This is a genomic window from Paraburkholderia sp. MM5482-R2 (assembly GCF_050436125.1).
GTDB classification, from domain to species: Bacteria; Pseudomonadota; Gammaproteobacteria; order Burkholderiales; family Burkholderiaceae; genus Paraburkholderia; species Paraburkholderia tuberum.
On record NZ_JBNDLP010000002.1, the window covers coordinates 2,076,348 to 2,100,884 of the forward strand.

The 24,537-nt window shown below is 64.1% G+C and carries 27 protein-coding genes and 1 tRNA gene; 12 read left to right on the forward strand and 16 right to left on the reverse strand.

The window, feature by feature from the left end; genetic code table 11:
* Positions 1–106: 106 nt before the first annotated feature.
* Complete coding sequence (locus tag OKW37_RS12440; protein WP_018418205.1) at positions 107–349, forward strand: DUF6566 family protein; 243 nt, start codon at positions 107–109, stop codon at positions 347–349.
* A 224-nt stretch (positions 350–573) separates the two neighbouring features.
* Here the strand turns inward: OKW37_RS12440 and OKW37_RS12445 are convergent, their stop codons facing one another.
* The 5 genes from OKW37_RS12445 to OKW37_RS12465 all read right to left on the reverse strand — a co-directional run bounded on the left by OKW37_RS12445 (position 574) and on the right by OKW37_RS12465 (position 3,294).
* The gene (locus tag OKW37_RS12445) at positions 574–843 is read right to left on the reverse strand and encodes a hypothetical protein (protein ID WP_018418204.1); all 270 of its coding nucleotides are present in this window, start codon (positions 841–843) and stop codon (positions 574–576) included.
* A 351-nt stretch (positions 844–1,194) separates the two neighbouring features.
* Positions 1,195–1,270: transfer RNA gene (locus OKW37_RS12450), tRNA-His, on the reverse strand.
* Positions 1,271–1,359: 89 nt separating this feature from the next.
* On the reverse strand, positions 1,360–2,361 hold the full coding sequence (gene dusA, locus OKW37_RS12455; RefSeq protein ID WP_429406223.1) for a tRNA dihydrouridine(20/20a) synthase DusA: 1,002 nt from the start codon (positions 2,359–2,361) through the stop codon (positions 1,360–1,362).
* 122 nt (positions 2,362–2,483) lie between these two features.
* Positions 2,484–2,849 carry a hypothetical protein gene (locus tag OKW37_RS12460; RefSeq protein WP_429336353.1) on the reverse strand — a complete coding sequence of 122 codons (366 nt, stop codon included), beginning with the start codon at positions 2,847–2,849 and terminating at the stop codon, positions 2,484–2,486.
* Positions 2,850–3,039: 190 nt separating this feature from the next.
* Positions 3,040–3,294 carry a hypothetical protein gene (locus OKW37_RS12465; protein WP_429406221.1) on the reverse strand — a complete coding sequence of 85 codons (255 nt, stop codon included), beginning with the start codon at positions 3,292–3,294 and terminating at the stop codon, positions 3,040–3,042.
* On the opposite strand from OKW37_RS12465, the gene OKW37_RS12470 reads away from it, so the two are divergent.
* Entirely contained in the window at positions 3,293–3,529 is a 237-nt protein-coding gene (locus tag OKW37_RS12470; protein WP_429406219.1) for a sulfotransferase, read from the forward strand. The two genes, OKW37_RS12465 and OKW37_RS12470, sit on opposite strands and share 2 nt — an antisense overlap.
* A gap of 170 nt (positions 3,530–3,699) precedes the next feature.
* Here OKW37_RS12470 and OKW37_RS12475 read toward each other — a convergent pair whose 3' ends face one another.
* Positions 3,700–3,945: a hypothetical protein gene (locus OKW37_RS12475; protein WP_018418199.1), complete on the reverse strand. Its 246-nt coding sequence runs from the start codon at positions 3,943–3,945 to the stop codon at positions 3,700–3,702.
* A 247-nt stretch (positions 3,946–4,192) separates the two neighbouring features.
* Entirely contained in the window at positions 4,193–4,420 is a 228-nt protein-coding gene (locus tag OKW37_RS12480) for a DUF3820 family protein (RefSeq protein WP_184029242.1), read from the reverse strand.
* A 168-nt stretch (positions 4,421–4,588) separates the two neighbouring features.
* Between OKW37_RS12480 and OKW37_RS12485 the strand changes: the two genes are divergently transcribed.
* Positions 4,589–5,641, forward strand: coding sequence for an NADP(H)-dependent aldo-keto reductase (locus OKW37_RS12485; protein WP_429406217.1), 1,053 nt, complete (start codon positions 4,589–4,591; stop codon positions 5,639–5,641).
* 95 nt (positions 5,642–5,736) lie between these two features.
* Here the strand turns inward: OKW37_RS12485 and OKW37_RS12490 are convergent, their stop codons facing one another.
* Positions 5,737–7,161 carry a M20 family metallopeptidase gene (locus tag OKW37_RS12490; RefSeq protein WP_429406215.1) on the reverse strand — a complete coding sequence of 475 codons (1,425 nt, stop codon included), beginning with the start codon at positions 7,159–7,161 and terminating at the stop codon, positions 5,737–5,739.
* Between the two features lie 255 nt (positions 7,162–7,416).
* Here OKW37_RS12490 and OKW37_RS12495 point away from each other — a divergent pair, with 255 nt between their 5' ends.
* A complete protein-coding gene (locus OKW37_RS12495; RefSeq protein ID WP_429406213.1) occupies positions 7,417–8,400 on the forward strand; it encodes a LysR family transcriptional regulator in 984 nt (327 codons plus the stop codon).
* Between the two features lie 280 nt (positions 8,401–8,680).
* Complete coding sequence (locus tag OKW37_RS12500; protein WP_090804526.1) at positions 8,681–9,103, forward strand: hypothetical protein; 423 nt, start codon at positions 8,681–8,683, stop codon at positions 9,101–9,103.
* A 92-nt stretch (positions 9,104–9,195) separates the two neighbouring features.
* On the opposite strand, the gene OKW37_RS12505 is transcribed toward OKW37_RS12500, so the two are convergent.
* Together OKW37_RS12505 and nodI are read right to left on the reverse strand one after the other, a co-directional pair.
* A complete protein-coding gene (locus tag OKW37_RS12505) occupies positions 9,196–10,023 on the reverse strand; it encodes an ABC transporter permease (protein WP_429406211.1) in 828 nt (275 codons plus the stop codon).
* Between the two features lie 19 nt (positions 10,024–10,042).
* Positions 10,043–10,957, reverse strand: coding sequence for a nodulation factor ABC transporter ATP-binding protein NodI (nodI, locus tag OKW37_RS12510; protein WP_429406209.1), 915 nt, complete (start codon positions 10,955–10,957; stop codon positions 10,043–10,045).
* 422 nt (positions 10,958–11,379) lie between these two features.
* On the opposite strand from nodI, the gene OKW37_RS12515 reads away from it, so the two are divergent.
* The gene (locus OKW37_RS12515; protein WP_090804531.1) at positions 11,380–11,847 is read left to right on the forward strand and encodes a universal stress protein; all 468 of its coding nucleotides are present in this window, start codon (positions 11,380–11,382) and stop codon (positions 11,845–11,847) included.
* 118 nt (positions 11,848–11,965) lie between these two features.
* On the opposite strand, the gene OKW37_RS12520 is transcribed toward OKW37_RS12515, so the two are convergent.
* The 3 genes from OKW37_RS12520 to lexA all read right to left on the reverse strand — a co-directional run bounded on the left by OKW37_RS12520 (position 11,966) and on the right by lexA (position 13,799).
* Positions 11,966–12,583 (reverse strand): DUF2939 domain-containing protein, encoded by a 618-nt coding sequence (locus OKW37_RS12520; RefSeq protein ID WP_184043954.1) that lies wholly within the window; start codon positions 12,581–12,583, stop codon positions 11,966–11,968.
* A gap of 118 nt (positions 12,584–12,701) precedes the next feature.
* A complete protein-coding gene (locus OKW37_RS12525) occupies positions 12,702–13,046 on the reverse strand; it encodes a hypothetical protein (RefSeq protein WP_184043952.1) in 345 nt (114 codons plus the stop codon).
* A 102-nt stretch (positions 13,047–13,148) separates the two neighbouring features.
* Positions 13,149–13,799 carry a transcriptional repressor LexA gene (lexA, locus tag OKW37_RS12530; RefSeq protein WP_026225415.1) on the reverse strand — a complete coding sequence of 217 codons (651 nt, stop codon included), beginning with the start codon at positions 13,797–13,799 and terminating at the stop codon, positions 13,149–13,151.
* A 311-nt stretch (positions 13,800–14,110) separates the two neighbouring features.
* Between lexA and OKW37_RS12535 the strand changes: the two genes are divergently transcribed.
* The 6 genes from OKW37_RS12535 (at position 14,111) to OKW37_RS12560 (ending at position 20,547) form a co-directional block, all read left to right on the forward strand.
* Positions 14,111–15,157 (forward strand): sulfate ABC transporter substrate-binding protein, encoded by a 1,047-nt coding sequence (locus OKW37_RS12535; protein WP_429509831.1) that lies wholly within the window; start codon positions 14,111–14,113, stop codon positions 15,155–15,157.
* A 160-nt stretch (positions 15,158–15,317) separates the two neighbouring features.
* Positions 15,318–16,214 (forward strand): sulfate ABC transporter permease subunit CysT, encoded by an 897-nt coding sequence (gene cysT, locus OKW37_RS12540; RefSeq protein WP_429406206.1) that lies wholly within the window; start codon positions 15,318–15,320, stop codon positions 16,212–16,214.
* Positions 16,211–17,218, forward strand: coding sequence for a sulfate ABC transporter permease subunit CysW (cysW, locus tag OKW37_RS12545; RefSeq protein ID WP_429406204.1), 1,008 nt, complete (start codon positions 16,211–16,213; stop codon positions 17,216–17,218). The genes cysT and cysW overlap by 4 nt, the downstream gene beginning before the upstream one ends.
* Positions 17,219–18,277 (forward strand): sulfate/molybdate ABC transporter ATP-binding protein, encoded by a 1,059-nt coding sequence (locus tag OKW37_RS12550; protein WP_184064820.1) that lies wholly within the window; start codon positions 17,219–17,221, stop codon positions 18,275–18,277. It begins immediately after the preceding gene.
* Positions 18,278–18,395: 118 nt separating this feature from the next.
* Positions 18,396–19,322: a CysB family HTH-type transcriptional regulator gene (locus OKW37_RS12555; protein ID WP_184064823.1), complete on the forward strand. Its 927-nt coding sequence runs from the start codon at positions 18,396–18,398 to the stop codon at positions 19,320–19,322.
* Positions 19,323–19,500: 178 nt separating this feature from the next.
* Positions 19,501–20,547: an asparaginase gene (locus OKW37_RS12560; protein ID WP_429406202.1), complete on the forward strand. Its 1,047-nt coding sequence runs from the start codon at positions 19,501–19,503 to the stop codon at positions 20,545–20,547.
* Between the two features lie 259 nt (positions 20,548–20,806).
* On the opposite strand, the gene OKW37_RS12565 is transcribed toward OKW37_RS12560, so the two are convergent.
* From OKW37_RS12565 to gcl, 3 genes are all read right to left on the reverse strand, one after another.
* Entirely contained in the window at positions 20,807–21,718 is a 912-nt protein-coding gene (locus OKW37_RS12565) for a 2-hydroxy-3-oxopropionate reductase (protein WP_429509833.1), read from the reverse strand.
* Between the two features lie 72 nt (positions 21,719–21,790).
* Positions 21,791–22,600 carry a 2-oxo-tetronate isomerase gene (gene otnI, locus OKW37_RS12570; protein WP_429406200.1) on the reverse strand — a complete coding sequence of 270 codons (810 nt, stop codon included), beginning with the start codon at positions 22,598–22,600 and terminating at the stop codon, positions 21,791–21,793.
* 129 nt (positions 22,601–22,729) lie between these two features.
* Positions 22,730–24,505, reverse strand: coding sequence for a glyoxylate carboligase (gene gcl / locus OKW37_RS12575; RefSeq protein WP_429406198.1), 1,776 nt, complete (start codon positions 24,503–24,505; stop codon positions 22,730–22,732).
* Between the last annotated feature and the right edge of the window lie 32 nt (positions 24,506–24,537).

Genomic DNA, 24,537 nt, shown 5'->3' on the forward strand with positions numbered 1-24,537 from the left:
GAGGCGGCGCGTCGCGGGTGAGTCGCGAGCAGGTGATTGGCCAGCGCGACGCCAGCGGGACGCGCGCGTCCGCCTACCCGCGATCAGCGAAACCACGGAGACGAGCATGGAGCCGAAGGGCGTCGACATGGGCGACTATCAGGCGCGCTATGGCGACTACGACATCGAGGTGGCGGTGGAACAGGTACTGACCGGCGTCAAGGCGCATTTCCGGGTGCTGCGCGACGATTCGACGGTGGTCGACTGGCAGCTCGTGCATATCGATAGCTTGTGGTCCACCGAGCATGCGGCCGCCGAGGCGGCTTTTCGCGCGGCGCGCGAATTGATCGATGCGGGGCTGGCGAGTTAGACGCGGATAGCCGCGTCGCGACGGAAGGGGACGTCGTGTTCGGATGAGGCAAGGAAGCGGCAGGCGCACGAGACAACGGTTGCAAACCGAAGGCTACCCGGGCAACGTACCGGGTACCACGGCTGCCGTAAATGCAACTGGGCGCCGGCATCGATACTGCATGCGCGGCGCCCAGTTTGATCGCTGCCTTCAGAGGCAGCGGACCTGACGGTACTGCTGGCGGCTTAGTGGCCGAAGAACACCGATTGCGGACCCGACGTGGGTTCGCTGCGCGTGCCCGATTGCGTCGACACGCTATTCACGCCGCCGTATGCATTCGATTGCGCGTTGGCGCGTTCGGCAGCGACGGTCTGCGCGTTCTGGCCTTGTTGCGAAGCCGGCGCGCCAACCGACGGACGGTAGTACGGTGCCGGACCATATCCGCTGGCGAAAGCGGGAGCGGCGATAGAGGCGGAAGCGGCAACCAGCAGGGCGGCGATAAACTTGGTCTTCATGGTAGGACTCCGATAACGTTTCGACTGCATTTCAGGAAGATGTTGCAGGAGCCAGTGAACCAGGTGTCTGCAACGTCGATGGAAGCGAGTGTATACCCCTACTATTGAGAATTTGTGCCGATAATCTGAAATTACTATTCCCGATGAAGAAACAATCGTTCAGACGTACGCGCCGCAAGGCGGACCGGTGATCCGGCCCTGTTGGCCAAGCGGTTTTTGAGAGGCGGAAGAAGGCGGGAAGGGGTGATTGCGGTGCGGAAAACCGCACAGACATCATGGAAAATGCAGAAGGCCATCAGCAAAACAAAAACGGCGTTGTGATTGCTCACAACGCCGTTTGCTTGAATTCTGTGGGGTGGCTGATGGGACTCGAACCCACGACGACAGGAATCACAATCCTGGACTCTACCAACTGAGCTACAGCCACCACTAACATCCGCTTGACTTACTCTAAAAACCTGTCTCGCCGACGAAGAAACGAGATTATAGGGACTAGGTGGTGGTTTGCCTAGTCCTTTATTCAAAAATTTCGATGGGCTCGCGCAGATGCTGTCTTGCTTCGTCGAAGATGGTCAGATCACGGGCCGCAAGTCGCTTGCTGTCGGACAAAACTCGACGCCAACCACGCGCACCCGCTTCGCCGCGATACAGCCCAAGCGCATGGCGCATGATCGCGCCGAGATAGGTGCCGCGCGCCATTTCGGTCGCGCAATACTCGATCAGTTTCGCTTCGACCTGCTCGCGCGTCAGCGGCGCCTGCGCGGAGCCATAGAAGCGCGCGTCGACATCGGCGAGCAGGTAGGGGTTGTGATACGCCTCGCGCCCGAGCATCACGCCGTCGACGTGCTGAAGATGCGCGTCGACTTCGTCGAGCGTCTTGATACCGCCATTGATGACGATTTCCAGCTGCGGAAAATCGCGCTTCAACTGATACGCGTAGTCGTACTTGAGCGGCGGAATCTCGCGGTTTTCCTTCGGGCTCAGGCCCTTCAGGATCGCGTTGCGCGCATGAACGATAAAGACTTCACAGCCGGCTTGCGCGATCGTGCCGACAAAATCGCGGACGAAGCCGTATTCCTCGACCGTATCGACGCCGATGCGGTGCTTGACCGTGACTGGCACCGATACGACGTCGCGCATCGCCTTCACGCAATCGGCGACGAGTTGCGGCTCGGTCATCAGGCATGCGCCGAACGCGCCGCGTTGCACGCGCTCGGATGGGCAGCCGCAATTCAGGTTGATTTCGTCATAGCCCCATTGCTCGCCGAGCTTGGCCGAACGCGCGAGATCGTCGGGCTCGCTGCCGCCGAGTTGCAGCGCGACCGGCGCTTCGTCGGGCGTGAATGCGAGATGACGCGGCACGTCGCCGTGCAGCAGCGCGCCGGTTGTCACCATTTCCGTGTAAAGCCAGGTATGGCGCGAAATCATTCGATGCAGCGAGCGGCAATGACGATCCGTCCAGTCCATCATCGGGGCAACGGACACGCGGCGGGGGCTGGGAGTGCGAGGTAAAGACATGGAGCGGCCAGGCGGCTTGAATCAAAACAATAATTTTACCGCAAGGCCAGAAACCGCCGGGCGCTGGAGCCATATCACTGTCGCGACAGAGGCGGGCACCGGTTCGTCAATGAGTCAATGCCTTAGTGTCCATGTCCCCCCGTCCCGCCGCCACTGCTCCACGAGCTGCTGCCGCCGTGCATGCCGCCGTATCCGCCACCGTGCCATCCGCCGTCCCCGCCATGCCATCCGCCGTGCCCGCCGTGCCCGCCACCGCCATGCCATCCGCCGCGCCCGTGCCAATACCCATGTCCGTAATAGCAGCACGACCCTCCGAAACCGCCATAGATACCAACCGAGCCGTACGCCGGTCCGTAGTAAGGCGGTCCATACGCGTAGGGATAGTAGGGTTGCGCATAGCCGTAGTCCGCTGGCGGCGCGACGACGCATCCAGTGATGCTCGCTGCCGCGGCCGCTAGCAGCGTCATCGATGCAATGAGCCTGGTCACGATTTTCTCCTTCACGTAAACCTCAGAAAAACCGCGCACAACGGAGTTCAGCCGCGTTTGTGTCCGAGCGTTACCGGCGCCGGCGCGGCGGTGTGCGCTCGGGGCTTCACCACGCGAGCCGTTGCCGCGACGTTCGACCGTTTCGCCAATCTTCTCGCGTATTACCGAGCGGTGTTGCGGTAACACTTCGTTAACGATCTGATACGTTACTGACGGGCGTGGCTGCTAACTTCCATCGGACGATTCGTCGTTTAAGTCGGAAGCGATTCGCGTGCCCGCCCCGTTCGATCATCTGCTCAAAGGCAACGTGCTGTATCGCCAGGGCATGCGCGACAACGAGGCGGAATCGCTTGGCGCGCTCGCGCGCTTTGCCGACAAATACCCGTTCAACTCCATCAACGTCGGCCTCATTCATCTCGCGCTGCCGAACGCGCGCATCGATCATGGCCGCCGCTCGCGATTACATTCTGTCTATCGATTTTCTCGCGCATTTTTACGACGTGCCGTTCGGCTGCCACCTCGGCGAGCTGGGCCGCTGTCAGCGCGCGTACGATGCGTTGATAACGCGCTGGCGGCGCGTTCTACTCGCGGGCGTGATGATCGAGATCGAGCACGAGGAGCTGGTCGACGCTTGCGAAACGAACGTGCGTCGCATGCTCGCGCATTGCGGGCTCGAGTGAGACGAACATTGCCTCGCATTTCGCGAGACGATGCGGCGTGTCAGTACCGCGAGTTCCGCACAGATGCGCCGACCGTCGTATCGAACGTCGATGCGGCGCTGGCAGCCGCGAGGCGAATTGCGTGAACCGCTATGGGAAGGTCTCGGCCCCGACCTGACGGCGGCCGACGCTCAACGCGCGATCACCGATACGTGATGCAGCCACGGGTACACGCCTGCAATGAACGCCGCGTAGATCGCGGCCATCGTCACGCCGGCGGCCGTGCCCCAGATGTCGCGCGAGGCCGCGCCCTGGCGAAAATGCACAGGCAGTCCGACCACGACGTAGCCGATCACGAAGAACAGGATGACCGCGCGCACCGGCGACAGATCGTGGCCGATGAATTCGAGCAACGCCGACAGGCTGAATTGCGACATGGATATGCAGGGAGTCACGAAGGCGGGGGATCGCACGGCGCCGGAACACATCGAAATTGTTCAGCGAATGACGACTGATCCGCTTCACTCTCGACGTTTCACAGCGCGACGACCTATGCCGATTAAAGGCCACGCAGACGCGATCCGCAAGAAAAAACCTGTATGAATTTGTACTGTCCTACATTGCTTGCAGTTTGCCTGCGCCGCGACTTTCAGCCGGCCTGGCAACGCTTTCACGGCGACGGTCTCAACGCTCCAGGGGCTTCGGTTTGCGCAAGGGGGCGAGCAGCGGTTTCAAGCCGTTGTGATCGATCTCGTGCATCAACGCGAGCAGACGGCCAATCTCGCCGGGCGGAAAGCCCTGGCTCGCGAACCAGTTCAGATAGTGGCCGGGCAGGTCGGCGATCACGCGGCCTTTATATTTCCCGTAGGGCATCACGCGCGTGACCAGCAATTCGAGGTGTTCGTGATTCATGGCAACGAAGTCATGATGAAACGCGCATCGAGAGCGCAAAGCGCGCAACGCGCAAGCACCAGGCGGCGCGCTGCAACGCATGGCCCCGCATTCTAGCCTTGCTGCAGGTAATGCGTCGGCGTGGTAACGTCTGCGCTTTCCGTTCACCTCTTCAACAGGACAAGTTAGATGGAATACCGCAGACTCGGCGACTCCGACGTGCAGGTTAGCCTGATTGGTCTCGGCACGATGACGTGGGGCGAGCAGAACACCGAGCAGGAAGCGCACGCGCAGATCGACTACGCGCTCGATCACGGCGTGAAGCTGATCGACACCGCGGAAATGTATCCGGTGCCGCCGCGCGCCGAAACGCAAGGCTCGACGGAGCGCTACATCGGCACGTGGCTCGCGCAGCACAAGAGCGCGCGCGAGAAGATCGTGCTCGCCACCAAGATCGCGGGCCCCGCGCGTCAGCCGCACAATCCGCGTCATATTCGCGGCGAGGGCAACCAGTTCGATCGCAAGAACCTGACCGAGGCGCTCAACGACAGCCTCGAACGTCTGCAAACGGACTACGTCGATCTGTATCAACTGCACTGGCCCGATCGCAGCACGATGACGTTCGGCCGTCCGTCGTATCCGTGGGTCGACGACGCGTACACGGTGCCGATCGAGGAAACGCTGACGGTACTCGCCGAATTCGTGAAGGCTGGCAAGGTGCGCCATATCGGCGTGTCGAACGAAACGCCGTGGGGCGTCGCGCAGTTTCTGCGCGCGGCCGAAAGACTCGGCTTGCCGCGCATCGTCAGCATCCAGAATCCGTACAGCCTGTTGAACCGCACGTACGAAGTGGGTCTGTCCGAGTACGCGCATCGCGACAACATCGGTCTGCTCGCGTATTCACCGCTCGCATTCGGCTGGCTGTCGGGCAAGTACGAAGGCGGTGCGCGTCCTGCCGGCGCGCGCATCACGCTGTTCGAGCGCTTCCAGCGCTATAGCAAGCCGCAAGCCGTGCAGGCGACCACGCGTTACGTCGAGCTCGCGAAGCGCCACGGCATGACCCCGGCGCAATTCGCGCTCGCGTTCGTCAATAGCCGGCCGTTCGTGACCAGCAATCTGATCGGCGCGACCTCGCTCGAACAATTGAAGGAAAACATCGCCAGCGCGGACGTGAAGCTGTCGCCGGAAGTGCTGGCGGAAATCGACAGGCTGCACGAGCTGCAGCCGAATCCGGCGCCTTGATGTCGAGGTAAGCGCGACGCGCTTGCCGCGGTGGCCCCGGTCGATTGCCGGGGCGGCCGCGCAAGGCGCGGCGAATCACTCGGCGTCGGCCGAACTCAACCCGCGGCCTTTGCCGTATCCACCGTCTCGCGCTTCGCCGCAAGCGGCGAATTCTCGCCGAGATCCCAGAACAGTCCCGCCATCATCTGCAGGCCCTCGCGCACCACCGGAGCCAGAAGGTGCTCGTTCGGCGCATGCTGCGAGCAGGCCGGATAAGAATGCGGCACCCAGATCGTCGGCAGACCGAGCGTGTCGGCGAATACCTCGTTCGGCAGCGTGCCGCCGAGATTCGGCAGCAGCGCGGTCTTCTTGCTGGTGGTTGCTTCGAGCGACGCGATCGCCCACGTGACCCACGGATCGTCGGGATCCAGCCGCGTGGCTGGCGCGCCGCGTTCGACGTCGATTTCGACCAGCTGAAAACCGTGCGCATCGAGATGCGCGCGCAGGTGCTCGCCGAGGTTTTCCCAATCGGTGCCGACCACGAAACGCAACTGGCAGACCGCGAACGCCGACGGCGGAATCGCGTTGACCGGGTTCTCCGGATTGCCCGCCTTGAAAGCCAGCACTTCGAAGCTGTTCCAGCCGAACACGCGCTCGGGCGCGGAAAGACCCGGCTCGCCCCAGTTATCGTCGACGGTGGGGTCGCCCGGACCGTTGCCCACCGTGATGTCGGCAAGTGCGCGGCGCACGGCCTCGGGGATCGGCGGCGGACGCAGGCCATCGACTGCGATCACGCCGCGCGCATCGACGAGACTCGCGAGCGCGTTGGCGAGCACCGTCGCCGGATTGCGCAGCAAGCCGCCCCAGTTGCCCGAGTGATGCGCGCCGTCGCGCAGGTTCAGCGACAGCCTGAAATTGACCGCGCCGCGCGAGCCGAGAAACACGGTCGGACGACGCGCTGCGAGACGCGGACCGTCGGAGGCGATCAGCACGTCGGCGGCGAGTTCGTCGCGATGCGCATGGCAGATCGCGTCGAGCCCCGGCGAGCCGGTTTCCTCGCCCATCTCGATCAACAGCTTCGTGTTGAAGCCGAGTTTGCCGTCGCGCGCGGCGAGCGTGCTCGCGAGCGCGGCGAGGTTGATCGAGTGCTGGCCTTTGTTGTCGGCGGTGCCGCGACCGAACCAGCGCTCGCCTTCCACGGTCACCGCCCACGGCGTCAGCGGCGCGCGCCACTGGCTGTCGTAGCCGCGCACGACGTCGCCGTGGCCGTAGATCAGCACGGTCGGCAGATGATGGCCTTCGTGACGGTTGGCGATCAGGAACGGACCGAAGCCATCGACCGGGTTATCGACGATGCGCGTGCTGAAGCCGAGGCGCTCCGCTTCGGGCTGGATTTCGTCGGTCAGATAGGACAGCAGCAGTGCGCCGCGATCGCTTTCCTGGCTTTCGGTGCGAAAACCGACGCGACGGTTCAGATCGGCGAGAAAAGCGCCGGATTCGAAGTGCCGGGTGGCAAGCTCGATGGCCTGGTTGCGGCTCATGTCGATGTCTCCGATGCGGGGGATGGGTGAAGGGGCGGAGGGCCGCGAGGCTCGATGGCTCGATGCTCGGCGCGGCGTTCAGGCGAATCGTCTGCAACGTGATTGCGACCGATTCTAGAAGCGCGCCATTTTTGTCACAATGATCATGTTTCGAAGCTTGCCTTGCCGGAAAAGCAAAGCGTCGCGCGTCGGCTCGAACCGCGGCACCCGCCCACCCATGGCACCGTTGCAACTGATTCGATCGAGGCGTCCAGGATGGCACGTTCACTGCATGGCATCGCGTTGCGTTATTTCGTCGAAGTCGCGCGCGGCGGCTCGCTGAGCGACGCGTCCGAGCGGCTGCACGTCGCGGTATCGGCGATCAGCCGGCAAATCGTGCGGCTCGAAAGCGAGCTCGGCGTGACGCTGTTCGAGCGGCGTCCGCGCGGCATGACGCTGTCCGAGGCCGGTGAGCGGCTGCTTGCGTACGCGCAACGCAGCCTGCTCGAAGCCGAGCACGTGATGAAAGAGATTAGCGGCCTCGCGAGCTTGCACGGCAGCCGGATCAAGATCGCGACCGCCGAGGGCTTTGCGGTCGACTTCCTGCCCGCCGCGATTGCGGATTTCCGCGCCGAGCACCCCGGCATCGATTTCACGCTGACCGTGATGTCGCCGGCCGACGCCACTCGCCACGTGCGCGACGGCGACGTCGATATCGCGCTGTCGTTCAGCCTCGCGCCGGAGAAGGGCGTGAAGGTCGAGCACACCGAACGCGCGCCGGTGTTCGTGCTGCTGCGCGCCGATCATCCCCTTGCGGCGCGCGCGAAACTGTCGCTCGCCGAGGTGAGTCGCTATCCGCTCGTATTGTCGGAGACGGGCACCACGATTCGCCAGTTGATCGACATCACGTGCGCGCTCGAAGGCATCCTCCTCGAGCCGGACCTGATCTGCAACAACAGCGGCGCGAGTTATCGCTACGCGCAGCGGTCCGGAGCGATCATGTTCACGGGGCTGCTGTCGGTGCGCGACCGCTATGCCGACGACGGCTTCGTCGTGATTCCGCTCACGGACCCGCAGATGCGCCAGCGCAGCATCCAGGTGCAGACGATGGCGGGGCGCGAGTTGCCCCCGTCGGTGCGCACGTTTCGCGACCATCTGATCGCGCGGATCGCGGATGCGAAGCCGGCTGGGGCGCAGGCGTCGAAGGTCACCGGTGGACGCGGTAAACGTACGCCGCGGCGCCCGCGAGCCGATGCATGAAATGCGACACATGCCACGCACTAAGCGGCAAATGTTCTCCCGGAATCCGAATCACGACCTAAACTGTGGTGGACGGCAAGGACGGCCCTGAGAAAACGACCCTGAGGGTGCGCGCCACGATCAGGGGAAACGCGGAACAATGACAGTCGAACCGCGGACCTGCCGCCCAGCCCGCGATGCTGCAATGCACACAAGCGGCAATAGATGGACCCAAATAGAAAGGCGGCGCGTCGTCCCGATGGCGCGTTGCCCACGACAGAGCGATAGGACCAACACAGCCATGGCGCAACAGAAAACCAATCCAAAACTCGAGCAGGCTCTCACGCGCGGTGATCTCGCGATCCGTCAGGCGAACTCGGCGCGAGCGACCGCCTTGTTGCGTGCGCTTGCCAAGATGATCGTCGATGCGTCGGCGACCATCGGCGTGGAAGCCTTCACGCTGATTCACGACGGCGACAAGATCTACGATCCCGCCGATGGTCTATGGCCACAGGCGCTGCTGATTTCGCTCGACGGTCCGGTCGAGGACGCCGATCCCGACGAATTGCGCACGGTGCGGCTGATCGCGGATGATCCGGTCACCGTGTTCCGGGTGGAATGGCAGCGCGCCGATGGCAAGATCGGGCGTCACGAGGGCGGCCCGTTCGCGACGGTCGCGTTCATCTCCGACGTCGACATTCCGTGGACCGATGACGAGGACTGAGCGCGCACAACGATAGCAAACACGCCGTGCGACGACCGACGCGGCGTCGTCTTGCGCGGGTGCAGGCGCAACGCGCCGCCCGCGCGTTCGGCTTACTTCATCATGCGACGCCGAAACAGGATCGCCGACACGATGAAGCCGCCGACTGCATAAGCGGCCAGCACGCTCACATGCAGCGCAGCGTGCTCCATCGGCCGACCGAGCATCGCCGGGCGCATCAGATCGACCGCATTGGCGAGCGGCAGCGCGACAGTCACCGCTCGCGCGGCGCCGGGCAGTTGCGAGATCGGAAAGAACACGCCGGAGAGCAGCAGCATCGGCGTGAGCACGAGCGTCTGATAGAACATGAAAAAGTCGTACGACGGCGCGAGCGCCGTCACGATCATCGCGAGGCTCGCGAACGCGAGACCGGCCAGCACGATGACCGGCAGCGCGAGCAGCATCGACGGAAAACTCGCATAGCCGAGCGCGCCCGCCACCAGCATGATCGCCACACCCGACAACACCGCTTTGCTGGCGGCCCACACCACCTCGCCGAGCACGATATCGCCGAGCGTGAGCGGCGTATGCATGATCGCCTCCCACGTGCGCTGCACGTGCATGCGCGAAAAGCCCGAATACATCGACTCGAAGCTCGCCGACATCATCACGCTCGACGCCACCGTGCCCGCCGCGAGGAACGAGATATACGACACGCCGTCGACGTGCCCGACCATCAGCCCGAGCCCGAGGCCGAGACCGAACAGATAGATCATCGGATCGGCGAAGTTGCCGAACATCGACGCGATCGCGAGCTTTTTCCACACCAGGTAATTGCGGCGCCACACCGCGATCCAGTTCGTGGCATTGGCGGGGAAGGCACCGAACGGTTCTTGCACCGATGGCGTGCCGTCGTGGGTTTCGTAAGTACGTGCGTCCATCAAGTGTCTCGCTATGGGTTCAGTCCTGCATTTCGCGACCGGTGAGCCGCAGAAACACATCCTCGAGATTCGCCGGCCGATGCAGATAGCGCAAATCGGCGCGCTGCTTGAGGCGCATATGCACGGGCTGCGCGTCGCTCACATAACAGAACAGCGTCTCGCCGCTGATCTCGGTGCGCTCGGCGAGCGGCGCGAGTTCGTCGCGCAACGCAAACGGATCGGGGCCGTAGATCTCGATCACGTCGCAGCCGATTTCGGACTCGATCAACTCGCGCGGCGCGCCTTCGGCGATCTTGCGGCCTTCCTCGATCACGCACAGTCGATGACAGAGCCGTTCGGCTTCTTCCATGAAGTGCGTGGTCAGCAGAATGGTCTTGCCGCGCGCGAGCAGCGAGCGCAGCCGCTCCCAGATCAGATGGCGTGCTTGCGGATCGAGACCGGTGGTCGGCTCGTCCATGATCAGCACGTCGGGATCGTTGATCAGCGCGCGCGCGAGCGTGAGGCGCCGCTTCATGCCGCCCGACAGTTCGCTCACGCGCGCGTCCGCCTTGTTCTCGAGGCGAGCGAATTCGAGCAGACCCGGCACCGCCGCGCGACACTGCGCGGCGCTCATACCGAAGTAGCGACCGAATACGAGCAGATTTTCGCGCACCGTGAAATCGGGATCGAGGTTGTCGAACTGCGGCACCACGCCGACGCGCGAGCGCGCGAGGCGCGCGCGGCCCGGGATCGGCTCGTCGCACAGCCGGATCGCGCCGGCGTCGGGCGCCGCAATGCCGAGCAGCATGCGCAATGTCGTGGTCTTACCGGCGCCGTTGGGGCCGAGCAGCCCGAAGCATTCGCCGGTGTTCACATGAAACGACAATCCGTCGACGACCGTTTTTTCGCCGTAGCTTTTCCTGACCTGATGGAATTCGATGGGGGCGGTGGGCATGGCTCGAGCAAGGCTCCGGAAAAAGACACAACGTACGCGCACGACACACAACATACCTGCGATGCACGCATTGCGCACGCGAAGCCGCTTACTCCAGGTATCGGATCGCTGATGCGAGCGGGTGTCCGGGAACGCGTCATGCGCAGGGTGCGATGCGCTCGTCGGTGTTCGATTCGCGCCGCTGATTGGCGGTGGCACGACTGGCACGTCAACCGGCCCGCAGTGTGTCGACGCAGCGTTCGCAAACGAAGTTTTGCATTGCGGCATCCGTGTGCAAACGCTGCGTCGGGTCGCCCAACGCTTGTGCAGACTGGATCGGCATGCACCGAGTATGCACTTAGCGTTTTCCATCCCTTGCAAGCCGAATTGCGGCGCACCATGATTGATTCAGACCGCGCTTTCCGCGCGAATGGAGAAAACAGATGGCGAGCTACCAGAAAATCCTGTTGTGCTACGACGGCTCGCGCGAAGGCCGGAAAGCCCTGCGTTGCGGTGCCGATCTGGCGTTGGAACTGAAGGCGGAAACGCATCTGCTGTCGGTCGTCGACATGCGTTCGAGCATCGCGCAGAGCGCGGGCCTGTTGACGGACGTCGCCTGCAGCAGCTTCGAAAAAACGGCCCGCGAGATTCTGCAGGAGGGCGTGAACTGGCTGACCGAGCGAGGCGTGAGCGCGCAAGGGCATTTCGCATTCGGTCATCCGATCGACGAGATCGCCAATCTTGCCAACGAGTTGCAGGTCGACCTCGTGGTGGTGGGTCATCGCTGCAGGACTGGTTTGTCGCGGTGGTGGATGGGGGCGGGCAACACGCCGCTGCTCGACCGCGTGTCGTGCAGCATTCTGGTGGCGTGCTCGTCCGCGCAGGAGCAGCAGCAGGCGGCTGCGGCGTAATGGGCTAGTGAGGGACACGAAGCCGCGCGCCCCGTTATCTAGTCCAGATGTGAATAGGCCCTGTCGAGTGGCCGGCCCCGATGGCCAGCCACGCATCCCATCCGGCCAGGCTTCGATCTCACTCGTTCAGATTGATCGCCGCGAGTTTCCACGTGACCAGACCTTCGCGACGAAAGATTGCCGAATAATTCGCGTTACCTTCGCCACGCCGGTACGTGATGACAAACTCGTTGAGACTGCGATAGCCGGCCGTGCTTTGACGCCCGGGCGGCGGTGCGCTCGCCTGCGTGGTGGTGTCGCCCGCGGCTGGTGCGGCCGGCGCTTCGCCGCCCGCGGCTGGCGGCGCGGACGGTTGCTCGCCCGGCGTGCCACGCGGCGGCATGCCGTTCAGCAGCGCCGCGACGCCGTCGGGTGTCGCATAGGCATCGACGAGCGGGCCGATCAGCGTCACGCCGATCACCGCGCCGATCGTGGCCATCTTGTTGCCGGCATCCGCCTCGAGGCGGCGTGTCAGCATGGCGCCCACCTGTTGCTTCAAGCTATCGCGTAGCGCGGGAAAGTCCACGTACTGATTGACGGTTTGCACGTCGCGCGCATCGGCGGCGCGTTTGAGATTGTTCACCGCGAGATACGGTGACGCATAAATAAAGCCCAGCGCGGCAATCACGATCACCACGATCAGCGTGATCAGCAGCGGCCGGGTGGCGCTGCCCTGTATGCGTTTCCGAATTGTCATCGAATGGGACTCCACGTCAGTGATGATCAACGTCGAGCACGGCGAGGTCGGAACGATCCCATCCCACGCGAATCTCTGAACATCCGAAGTGCTTGTTGCATGCGTACTCAGGATTCGCTCACGCTTCGAACACCGCGCCGTGCACGTTGGCTTCGTCGGCTATGCAGCGATCGATCATACGGCATACGGCGTCGACCGTGCCGACCATGATCAGTCGCGACGGTCCATGATAGACCCGCACCGGCGCGCGACGCGCGGGCTCGGCGATGTTCAGCGCCGAATTCAGCGACACGCGCGCGAACGCCGGCAACGACGACGGTAGACCGGAAGCTTCGGCAGCCGCGTCGAACAGCGACGGCGTGCGCGCAGCGGGCGCCTCGATTAGCGCGCAGGGCGTGAGCTTGCGCAGATGGCGCAGACGGCCGAACTGGCGAAAGGGCAACAGGCGGGCAAGGCGTTCCATGAGTCTCTCCAGGCGATTCGGCGTAGATGCGGGCGTAGATGCAGGCGTAAATGCGGCTTGGGTCGGACAAACCGGCGCAAGCGTTCTGGCGACAGCGAAAGATCAGAACTCGCTGGGGCGGATCAGCCCGACCGCGATCCCTTCGAGCGCGAAATCGGCGCTGCCGGTTTCCACGAAGATGTTGTCGTAATCGGGGTTTTCGGCGATCAGTTCGATGCCGTTCGGCCGGCGCTTCAGACGCTTGACCGTTACGTCGTCGCCAAGCCGCGCAATGATGATCTGGCCGTCCTTCGCTTCGGTGCGCTTTTGCACCGCGAGCAGGTCGCCGTCGAGAATGCCCGCGTCGCGCATCGACAGGCCGCGCACCTTCAGCAGGTAGTCGGGCTTGCTCGAGAACAGCGCCGGGTCACACGCGTAGTGCTGCGAGATATGTTCCTGCGCGAGGATCGGGCTACCCGCCGCGACCCGGCCGATCAGCGGCAACGACAACTGCATCAGGCCCGCATGCGGCAGGGTGAACTGATACGGCGCGTCCTCCTGCCCGGACAGCAGGCGGATGCCGCGCGACGCGCCGGCCGCGAGTTCGATCACGCCCTTGCGCGCCAGCGCGCGCAGATGCTCTTCCGCGGAATTGGCCGAGCTGAACCCGAGTTCGGCGGCAATTTCCGCGCGAGTGGGCGGAAAGCCGGTGCGTTCGATCGCGCGGCGGATCAGATCGAAAACCTGCTGCTGTCGTGCGGTGAGTTTTGTCATGGCCACTGTATGTATGAACAGGTGACTGTATTTTTATACAGTATTCGGCGCATTTCAAGCTTTACTTTAAGTTCGGCGCAAGGGTCGCGCTGGGGCGTCGTTTATCGGCGACATGACGGCGTTGTCGGCGTCCCAACCGCCGGCGCATCTGTCGTTACCACTTTTGAGCATTAAAAAATGAAGAAACATTATTTTTAATAATGAAAGCGCTTCGATAGACTGGCCTCCGGTTGGCGCTCATGTGCACGTGACCGCGACGCAGAACAACACCAGACGCTCATCAGCGGACCATCACGCGGAGAAAAATTGAAATGAACCATCGGCATATGGGGCTTGCGGCTCGAACCAGAAAACTGATCGCGGCGCTCGCCGTCGGCGCGGCCGGTGCGTTCGGCATGTTGGGCGCAAGCGGCGTAGCGCACGCCGACACCACGCTGTTGAACGTGTCCTACGATCCGACGCGCGAACTGTATCAGGACATCAATCAGGCATTCGGCAAGGAATGGAAGGCCAGGACCGGCGAAGCCGTCACCTTCAGGCAGTCGCACGGCGGCTCGGGCGCGCAGGCTCGCTCGGTGCTCGACGGACTGCAGGCCGACGTCGTGACGCTTGCGCTCGCCTATGACATCGACGCGCTCGCGAACAAGGGGCTCGTCGACAGGAACTGGCAAAAGCGTCTGCCGGACAACGCATCGCCGTACACGTCGACGATCGTGTTTCTGGTGCGCAAGGGCAACCCGAAGCACATCAAGGATTGGGATGATCTGGTGAAACCGGGCGTGTCGATCGTGACGCCGAATCCGAAGACCTCGGGCGGCGCGCGCTGGAATTACCTGGCCGCGTGGGCGTACGCCGAGCATCAACCGGGCGGCAACGACCAGAAGGCCAGGGAGTTCGTCGGCAAGCTGTACAGGAACGCCGGCGTGCTCGATTCGGGCGCGCGCGGCGCGACCACGAGCTTCGTGCAGCGCGGTATCGGCGACGTGCTGATCGCGTGGGAAAACGAGGCGTTCCTGTCGCTGAAGGAGTTTGGTCCGGACAGGTTCGAGATCGTGGTGCCGTCGGTGAGCATTCTGGCCGAGCCGCCGGTCGCGGTGGTCGACAAGGTCGTCGACAAACACGGCACGCGCAAGCTGGCCGAGGCGTATCTGAACTTCCTGTATAGCGAGCAAGGTCAGGAGATCGCCGCGCGCAATTTCTATCGTCCGCGTTCCAGCAAGGTGCCCGCCGATCTGACCGCGAAGTTTCCGAAGCTGAAGCTGTACACGATCGACGATTCGTTCGGCGGTTGGACCAACGCGCAGAAGACCCATTTCGCGGACGGCGGCGTGTTCGATTCGATTTATCAGCCGCAGTAAGAACCACCGCCCGAATCACAGCCAGGGGAAAAAGGGCGCGCCCAATGGGCGCGCTTTCGGCTAACCGGGGTCCGGTGGCCAGCAGTGCGGCAGTACCGCAGTACGGCAGCACGGCAAAACGAACAACCGCGCGAGCATCAACCATGAACGAGTATCCAGCATGACCACGTTGACCTTCCGCAAGCCGAGCGCATTGCCCGGTTTTGGCCTGACACTCGGCATCACGGTGGCTTATCTGAGCCTCGTGGTGCTGATTCCATTGACGGCGACCTTTCTGAAAACCGCGACGCTCGACTGGGATCAGTTCGTGCGCGCGGTCACGTCGCCGCGTGTGCTCGCGTCGTATCGGCTGACGTTTTTCTCGGCGCTAGGCGGCGCGCTGATCAACGCGGTGTTCGGCTTTCTCGTCGCGTGGGTGCTGGTGCGCTACACGTTTCCGTTCAAGCGTATCGTCGATGCGATCGTCGATCTGCCATTCGCGTTGCCCACCTCGGTGGCGGGCATTTCGCTCGCGGCCGTGTATGCGGGCAACGGCTGGATCGGCCAGTTCCTCGCGCCGCTCGGCATCAAGATCGCGTTCACGCCGGCGGGCGTGCTGGTCGCGCTGACGTTCATCGGCCTGCCGTTCGTCGTGCGCACCGTGCAACCGGTGCTCGAGGAGTTCGAGCGCGAGCAGGAGGAGGCGGCCGCGTGTCTCGGCGCGTCGCGCTGGCTCACGTTTCGCCGCGTCGTGCTGCCGGCCGTGTTGCCGGCGCTGCTGACCGGCTTCGCGCTCGCCTTTGCGCGCGCGCTCGGCGAATACGGCTCGGTAATCTTCATCGCCGGCAATGTGCCGATGAAGTCGGAGATCACGTCGCTCCTGATCATCACGAAGCTCGAGCAATACGACTATGCGGGCGCGACGGCGCTCGCGGTCGTGATGCTGGTCGTGTCGTTCCTGATGCTGCTGTCGTTCAACACGCTGCAGTGGTATCTGCAGCGGCGCACCAGCCGCGGCAAGACGGGATCGGCGCCAGTGGCCACGAGCGTCGCCGCTATCGGTGGAGGTGTGCAATGAGCCGCGTTCCGACCCACCCGGCGAGCGTGGCGCGTCGCCCCGATCCGGTCAGCGAGCCGGTGCTCGTGCGCTGGCTGCTGATCGGCCTCGCGCTGTTGTTTCTCGCGCTGTTTCTGGCCGTGCCGCTCGCCGCGGTGTTCTACCAGGCGCTGAACAAGGGGCTGCGTTTTTACTTCGAAGCGCTCGCCGATCCGGATGCGCTGTCGGCGATCAAACTGACGCTGCTCACCGCGGCGATCGCGGTGCCACTGAACCTCATGTTCGGCCTCGCGGCGTCGTGGTGTATCGCGAAGTTCGAATTCCGCGGCAAGGCGCTGCTGACCACGTTGATCGATCTGCCGTTTTCGGTGTCGCCGGTGATCTCCGGTCTGATCTACGTGCTGATGTTCGGCGCGCAGGGCTGGTTCGGCCCGTGGCTCGAAGATCACAACGTGCAGATCATCTTCGCGGTGCCGGGCATCGTGCTCGCGACGATCTTCGTCACGTTCCCGTTCGTCGCGCGCGAGCTGATTCCGCTGATGCAGGCGCAGGGCAACGACGAGGAAGAAGCCGCGCACGTGCTCGGCGCATCGGGCTGGCAGACGTTCCGTCGCGTCACGCTGCCGAACGTCAAGTGGGGTCTGCTGTACGGCGTGATTCTGTGCAATGCGCGCGCAATGGGCGAGTTCGGCGCGGTGTCGGTCGTGTCGGGCCATATTCGGGGGCAGACCGACACGATGCCGCTGCACGTCGAAATCCTCTACAACGAGTACAACTTCTCGGCCGCGTTCGCCGTGGCCTCGCTGCTCGCGCTGCTGGCGCTGGTCACGCTGGGGCTCAAGCTGTTGGCCGAGCGTCATATGTCGGCGGAACCGTCGGCGGCGCGCGAAGTGCCTGCGTATGCGGGGCCCGTGTCGCCGTCCGGCGCTTCGCAGGCCAATAGCGCGCAGTCCGCTTCGCATTCGTTTTTCGTCAACGCCACGCCTGCGTCGCAGCGACATCCGCTCAAGCAAGGAGAGCTGTAAATGGGTATCACCGTTCGTAACCTGCAAAAGCGCTTCGGCGATTTCGTCGCGCTCGACAACGTGTCGCTCGACTTTCCGCCGGGCGAACTCGTCGCGCTGCTCGGGCCGTCGGGTTGCGGCAAGACAACGTTGCTGCGTGTGATCGCCGGCCTCGAATACGCGGACGGCGGCCGGGTCGAGCTGCAAGGCCAGGATGTCGCGGCGGTCGGCGCGCGTGAGCGCGAGGTGGGTTTCGTGTTCCAGCACTACGCGCTGTTCCGGCATATGACGGTGTTCGAAAACGTCGCGTTCGGGCTGCGCGTGAAGCCGCGCAAGGAACGTCCGTCGGAGAAGGTGATTCGTGAGAAGGTGCATGAGTTGCTGAAGCTCGTGCAGCTCGACTGGCTCGCGCAGCGCTATCCGTCGGAGCTGTCCGGCGGCCAGCGCCAGCGCATCGCCCTCGCACGTGCGTTGGCCGTGGAGCCGAAGGTGCTGTTGCTCGACGAGCCGTTCGGCGCGCTCGACGCGAAAGTGCGCAAGGAACTGCGCAGCTGGTTGCGTCGCCTGCACGACGATCTGCATATTTCGACGATCTTCGTCACGCACGATCAGGAAGAAGCGCTCGAAGTGGCGGACCGCATCGTCGTGCTCAATCGCGGGCATGTCGAGCAGGTCGGCAGCCCGCAGGAGGTGTACGACCATCCGCAGACGCCGTTCGTCTACGAGTTTCTCGGCGCGGCGAACCGCCTGCACGGCAGCGTCGACGCGCAAGGCTTCGTCGTCGATGGCGCGGCGCTGCCGGTCGCGATCGCGGCGGGTTTTAGGGGCCCGGCGTTCGCCTATGTGCGGCCGCACGATCTGCAGTTGTATCCGCAGGCGGCGGGGCATCGCGAGGGCATTGTCGTCGACGTGCGGCGCGTGGTGACGCTCGGCGGTTCGGTGCGCGTCGAGCTCGCCGGTCGCGAGGGCAATCTGCTCGAAGCCGAACTCGATCGCGAAACGTGGCGTGATCTGCAACTCGCGGTCGGCGACGGCGTGACCGCGGTGCCGCGCGCGCTGCGGGTGTTTCCGGCGCAGTGAGATGGCGGCGCCGCTGTGCGGCGCTGTGGACAGGAGAGAACGTATCAGCCGTACCGCGTGGATCGCCTGGCATGTGCGGCTCCAATAACTCAACTCTGGCGGAACCGGAGACACAACGATGAATTTCCAGCAATTGCGCTTCGTGCGCGAAGCCGTGCGGCAGAACATGAACCTGACCGAAGCGGCGAACGTGCTCTACACCTCGCAGTCGGGCGTATCGAAGCAGATCAAGGATCTCGAGGACGAACTCGGGGTCGACATCTTCATCCGCCGTGGCAAGCGTCTGACCGGGCTCACCGAACCGGGCAAGGCCGTGCATCAGTTGATCGAGCGGATGCTGCTCGATGCGGAGAATCTGCGCCGCGTCGCGCGTCAGTACGCGGATCAGGACAGCGGCCACCTCGTCGTCGCGACCACCCACACGCAGGCACGCTACGCATTGCCGAAGGTGATTCGGCAGTTCACGTCGGTGTTCCCGAAAGTGCATCTGGCGCTGCGCCAGGGCAGCCCGCAGCAGATCGCGCAGATGATCATCAACGGCGAGGCGGATATCGGCATCTCGACCGAGGCGCTCGACCGTTTTCCCGACATCGTCACGTTCCCGTGCTATTCGTGGCATCACGTCGTGGTGGTGCCGAAGGATCATCCGCTCGTCGGCCGTGCGAATCTGACGCTCGACGAGATCGCCGAATTCCCGATCGTCACCTACGACCAGGACTTCACCGGCCGCTCGCATATCGATCAGGCGTTCGCGAAAGCGGGCGCGTTGCCCGACGTCGTGCTGACCGCGATCGACGCCGACGTGATCAAGACCTACGTCGAACTCGGCATGGGCATCGGCGTGGTCGCGGCAATGGCCTACGACCCGAAGCGCGACAGCGAACTCGTCGCGCTCGACACGCAGCATCTGTTCGAGGCGAGCACGACGCGTGTCGGCTTGCGCAAGGGGGCGTTCCTGCGCGCGTACGCCTATCGGTTGATCGAGATGTTCGCGCCGCAGTTGAGCGAGGCAGACATCGCGGCGCAGTTGCGCGAGGCGGCTTAGGGCTGCGAGCAGCTTAGGGTGGGACTTGCACCCGTCGTCAATACTTGTGGTGATGAGTGCAATTGGGCACCGCATGAGATTTAAGCCCGCTCGCGCGTTGCGCACGCTCGCGCAAGCCGAACCCGCGTCCGGTCTTCGACGCATGGCGCCGCGAAGCGCATCGCTTACAATCGCCGCCATGAATACCTCGACTTCTCCCTCTCTCCCGATTCCCCCCGGCCATAGCACCGCGCCGACGCTGCCGCGCATCGCGGTGCTCGCGACCGGCGGCACGATCGCCGGCGCGGCCCCGGATGCGGCCAATACGTCGGGCTATCAGGCGGGCGTCGTCGGCGTCGATCAGTTGCTCGCGGCGGTGCCGGCGTTGTCTACGGTCGCGCGGATCGCGCCCGAGCAGATCGCCAGCGTCGACAGCAAGGACATGTCGCTGCCGCTGTGGACCACACTCGCACAACGCATCAACACGCTGCTCGCGACGGACGACGTAGACGGCGTGGTGGTCACGCACGGCACCGATACACTCGAGGAAACCGCCTATCTGCTGCATCTGACCGTCAAGTCGGACAAGCCGGTCGTGCTGACCGCGGCGATGCGCCCGGCGTCGGCGCTCTCCGCCGACGGTCCGCTGAACCTGCTAAATGCGGTGACGGTCGCCGCGCACGCGGCGGCACGCGGGCAGGGCGTGCTGGTCGCGTTCAACAACCGGATTCATAGCGCGCGCGACGTCGTGAAAACGAGCACCTATGCGGTCGATGCTTTCCAGTCGCCTGAGATTGGCGCGCTCGGCTGGGTGCAGGATGGCCGCGTCGAGTTCCAGCGCGGCGTGGTGCGCGCGCATACGGTCGCGAGCGAATTCGCAATCGATGCGGCGTGGCCGCAGGTGGAGATCGTCACGAGCTATGCGGGCGTGTCGCGGATCGCCATCGATGCGCTGGTCGCCGCGGATGTGCGCGGCATCGTCGTGGCGGGTACGGGCAATGGCTCGATCCACCAGTCGTTGCAGCAGGCACTGGCGGATGCCGCGTTGCGCGGCGTGGCGGTGGTGCGCTCGTCGCGCGTGGGTTCGGGGCATGTGATGCGCAACGGCGCGGCGGCCGACGATGCGCTCGGTTTCGTCAGCGCGGGTTCGCTGAATCCGTACAAGGCGAGGGTGCTGCTGATGCTGGCGCTGGCCGCGGGCCACACTGCGCCGGCGGCGTTGCAGAAGGTGTTCGATACGTATTGATTGGCGAATCCGACAGCCGGACACCCGACGACGACGTCTGACCGACCAAGGCTTCCCCGTCACCGACGGGTGCCGCTGCGGACCCCACTTGCCGCTCTCAGCCCAGAGCGGCGCGATTTGCCCGTTGCGCCGCGCCGGCAACCCAAGCTGCCGTGCAACGAACGGGCGCCCCACCTGTGTTCACCGTGAGCTCGCCGATGCCGAAGCGGCAACCGGCGGAATCAACGGCGAGCTGAACTGAAGAGGAAGCACGAAGACCTCAAGCCGCCTTCGCTTCTTCACTGTCCGGCGCCTGCGCGACCTCATGATTCGCCATGATTTCGAGCGCGCGCACCATCGCCGAGTGATCCCATGCCTTGCCGCCGTTCGCGGCGCAGACGTTGAACAGCTGCTGCGCGCTCGCGGTATGCGGCAGCGCGATGCCGAGCTTACGCGCGCCATCGAGCGCGAGATTCAAGTCCTTCTGATGCAGCTCGATGCGAAAGCCCGGATTGAACCTGCGCTTCGTCATGCGCTCGCCATGCACTTCGAGAATCCGCGACGACGCGAAGCCCCCCATCAGCGCGCGCCGCACGCGCTCTGGGTCGGCGCCCGAGCGCGACGCGAACAGCAGCGCTTCCGCGACCGCTTCGATGTTCAGCGCGACGATGATCTGGTTCGCGACCTTGCAGGTCTGACCCGCGCCGTTGTCGCCGATCAGCGAGATGTTCTTGCCCATCAGTTCGAACAACGGCTTGGCCAGCGCAAAGGCTTTCTCGGGACCGCCGACCATGATCGTCAGCGACGCATCCCGCGCGCCGATTTCGCCGCCCGATACCGGCGCATCGAGATAGTCGACGCCGAGCGCGTTGATCTTTTTCGCGAACGCCTGGGTGTCGAGCGGCGAGATCGAGCTCATGTCGATGACGAGCTTGCCTTTGGTGAGGCCGGCGGCGACGCCGTCGTCGGCGAACAGCACGTTGGCGACGTCCGGCGTGTCCGGCACCATGATGATGACGATGTCGGCGGCCTGCGCGACCGCGGTCGAACTGGCGACCACGCTCGTGCTCTTCGCGATGTCGTCCGGGACCGGATACGCGCCGTTCACGAACAGCGAGTGACCACCCTTGATGAGGTTGCGCGCCATGTGCGCGCCCATGATGCCGAGCCCGATGAAGCCGATCTTTGCCATGTGTGTGAATCTCCAGGGTTATAGGGGGCGTGCGTTGAGGCTTCAGGGTTCCATCGGGAACCCCAAGGCGCCTCAAGCCGCCGCATGCGCCGCGCCACGCACCTGACCTGCCACGCTTTGCACCCAGCCGAGGCCGGCATCGGTCGTCGTGCGCGGCTTGTATTCGCAACCGAGGTAGCCGTCGTAGCCGAGCGAGTCGAGCAGCGCGAACAGATACGGATAGTTGATCTCGCCGGTGCCCGGTTCGTGCCGCCCGGGGTTGTCCGCGAGCTGGATATGCGCGATCTGCGCGAGGTTCTTTTCGATCGTCGCCGCGAGTTCGCCTTCCATCCGCTGCATGTGATAGATGTCGTATTGCAGGAACAGATTGTCCGAGCCGACCTCGCGAATCACGTCGAGTCCATCGCGCGAACGGTTCAGCGCGAAGCCCGGAATGTCGTACGAGTTGCATGGCTCGACGAGCAGCCGGATGCCGGCCTTCTTGAGCTCGCGCGCGGCAAAGCGCAGGTTGTCGACGATCGTTGCGCGGGCGGTGTCGGCGTCGACGTTCGCGCCCGGAATGCCGACGAGGCAGTTCAGTTGCGGCACCTTCAACGCGCTTGCGTATTCGATCGCGCGGCCCACGCCTTCCTGAAACTCGGCGACCCGATCGGGCAGGCACGCGATGCCGCGTTCGCCTGCTTCCCAGTTGCCGGCCGGCAGGTTGTGCAGCACCAGCTTGAGGCAGTTCTGTTGCAGACGTTCGCTCAGTTCGGCGATCGAATACGGATAGGGAAACAGGAATTCGACGGCATGAAAGCCGGCGTTGGCCGCTGCCGCGAAACGGTCGAGGAACGGCGCTTCGTTGAACAGCATCGTCAGGTTCGCTGCGAATTTAGGCATGGTGCTTTTGTCTCTCAGGTCGGTCAGGGAGTGGCGCGCTGGTCGTGATGAGGCGAGGGCGCGGAGCATGGGCTCGGCCCTCTCGCATCGAGCGCGCTGAATGCTGCGAATACCGCGAAGACGCAACGCTCAATCGAGCAGGCTGATCGCCGTCGGCGCGTCCTCGCGCTTTTCCGCGAGTTCCTCGAACTCGTTGATCGCGTCGATCTCGGTGCCCATCGAGATGTTGGTCACGCGTTCGAGAATCACTTCGACGATCACCGGCACGTTGAACTCGGCCAGCATCGACTGCGCTTTTTGCAGCGCCGGCTTCAACTCTTCCGGCTTGAACACGCGAATCGCCTTGCAGCCGAGACCTTCGGCGACGGCGACGTGATCGACGCCATAGCCGTTCATCTCCGGCGAGTTGATGTTCTCGAAGCCGAGCTGCACGCAGTAGTCCATTTCGAACGCGCGCTGCGCCTGGCGAATCAGCCCGAGGTACGAGTTGTTCACGACGACATGCACGTACGGCAGCTTGAATTGCGCGCCGGCCGCGAGCTCCTCGATCATGAACTGGAAGTCGTAGTCGCCGGACAGCGCGACGATCGGCCGTTGCGGATCGGCCGCGCGCACGCCGAGCGCCGCCGGAATCGTCCAGCCGAGCGGGCCGGCCTGGCCGCAGTTGATCCAGTTGCGCGCCTTGTAGACGTGCAGGAATTGCGCGGCGGCGATCTGCGACAGGCCGATCGTGCTCACGTAGCACGTGTCGCGGCCGAACACCTGGTTCATCTCTTCGTAGACGCGCTGCGGCTTCATCGGCACGTTGTCGAAGTGCGTCTTGCGCAGCATCGTGCGCTTGCGTTGCTGGCAATCGGCAACCCACGCGGCGCGATCCTTCAGCTTGCCCGCGGCCTTCCATTCGCTGGCGACTTCGACGAACAGCTCGAGCGCCGCCTTCGCGTCCGACACGATGCCGAGATCCGGGCCGAACACGCGGCCGATCTGCGTCGGTTCGATATCGACGTGCACGAACTTGCGCCCCTTCGTATAGACATCGACGCTGCCGGTGTGACGGTTGGCCCAGCGGTTGCCGATGCCTAGCACGAAGTCGGACGCGAGCATCGTCGCGTTGCCGTAGCGATGCGAGGTCTGCAGACCGACCATGCCGACCATCAGCGGATGGTCGTCGGGAATCGCGCCCCACGACATCAACGTTGGGATCACCGGCACGCCGAGCGTTTCGGCGAACTTCACGAGCAGGTCTTCGGCTACGGCGTTCAGCACGCCGCCGCCCGACACGATCAACGGCTTGTCGGCATCGTTGAGCAGCGTCAGCGCTGCCTCGATCTGCTTGCGGGTCGCCTTCGGCTTGTAGACCGGCAGCGGCTCGTACGTGTCGATGTCGAATTCGATTTCGGCGAGCTGCACGTCGATCGGCAGATCGACCAGCACCGGGCCCGGGCGGCCCGAGCGCATCAGATGGAACGCCTGCTGGAACACACGCGGCACCAGCGCCGGCTCGCGCACGGTCACGGCCCACTTGGTGACGGGCTTGGCGATCGATTCGATATCGACGGCCTGGAAGTCTTCCTTGTACAGACGCGCGCGCGGCGCCTGGCCTGTGATAGCCAGAATAGGAATCGAGTCGGCCTGCGCGGAGTACAAACCGGTGATCATGTCGGTGCCGGCGGGGCCCGAGGTGCCGATGCACACGCCGATGTTGCCCGGCTGCGCGCGGGTGTAGCCCTCGGCCATGTGCGATGCGCCCTCCACATGGCGCGCGAGCACGTGGCTGATGCCGCCGGCTTTGCGCATCGCCGAGTAGAACGGGTTGATCGCGGCGCCCGGCACGCCGAACGCGGTATCGATGCCTTCTTTTTCGAGCACCAGAACGGCCGCGTCGACGGCTCTCATTTTGGCCATGAATGTCTCCTCAAGGTCGGGAATTACGTCGG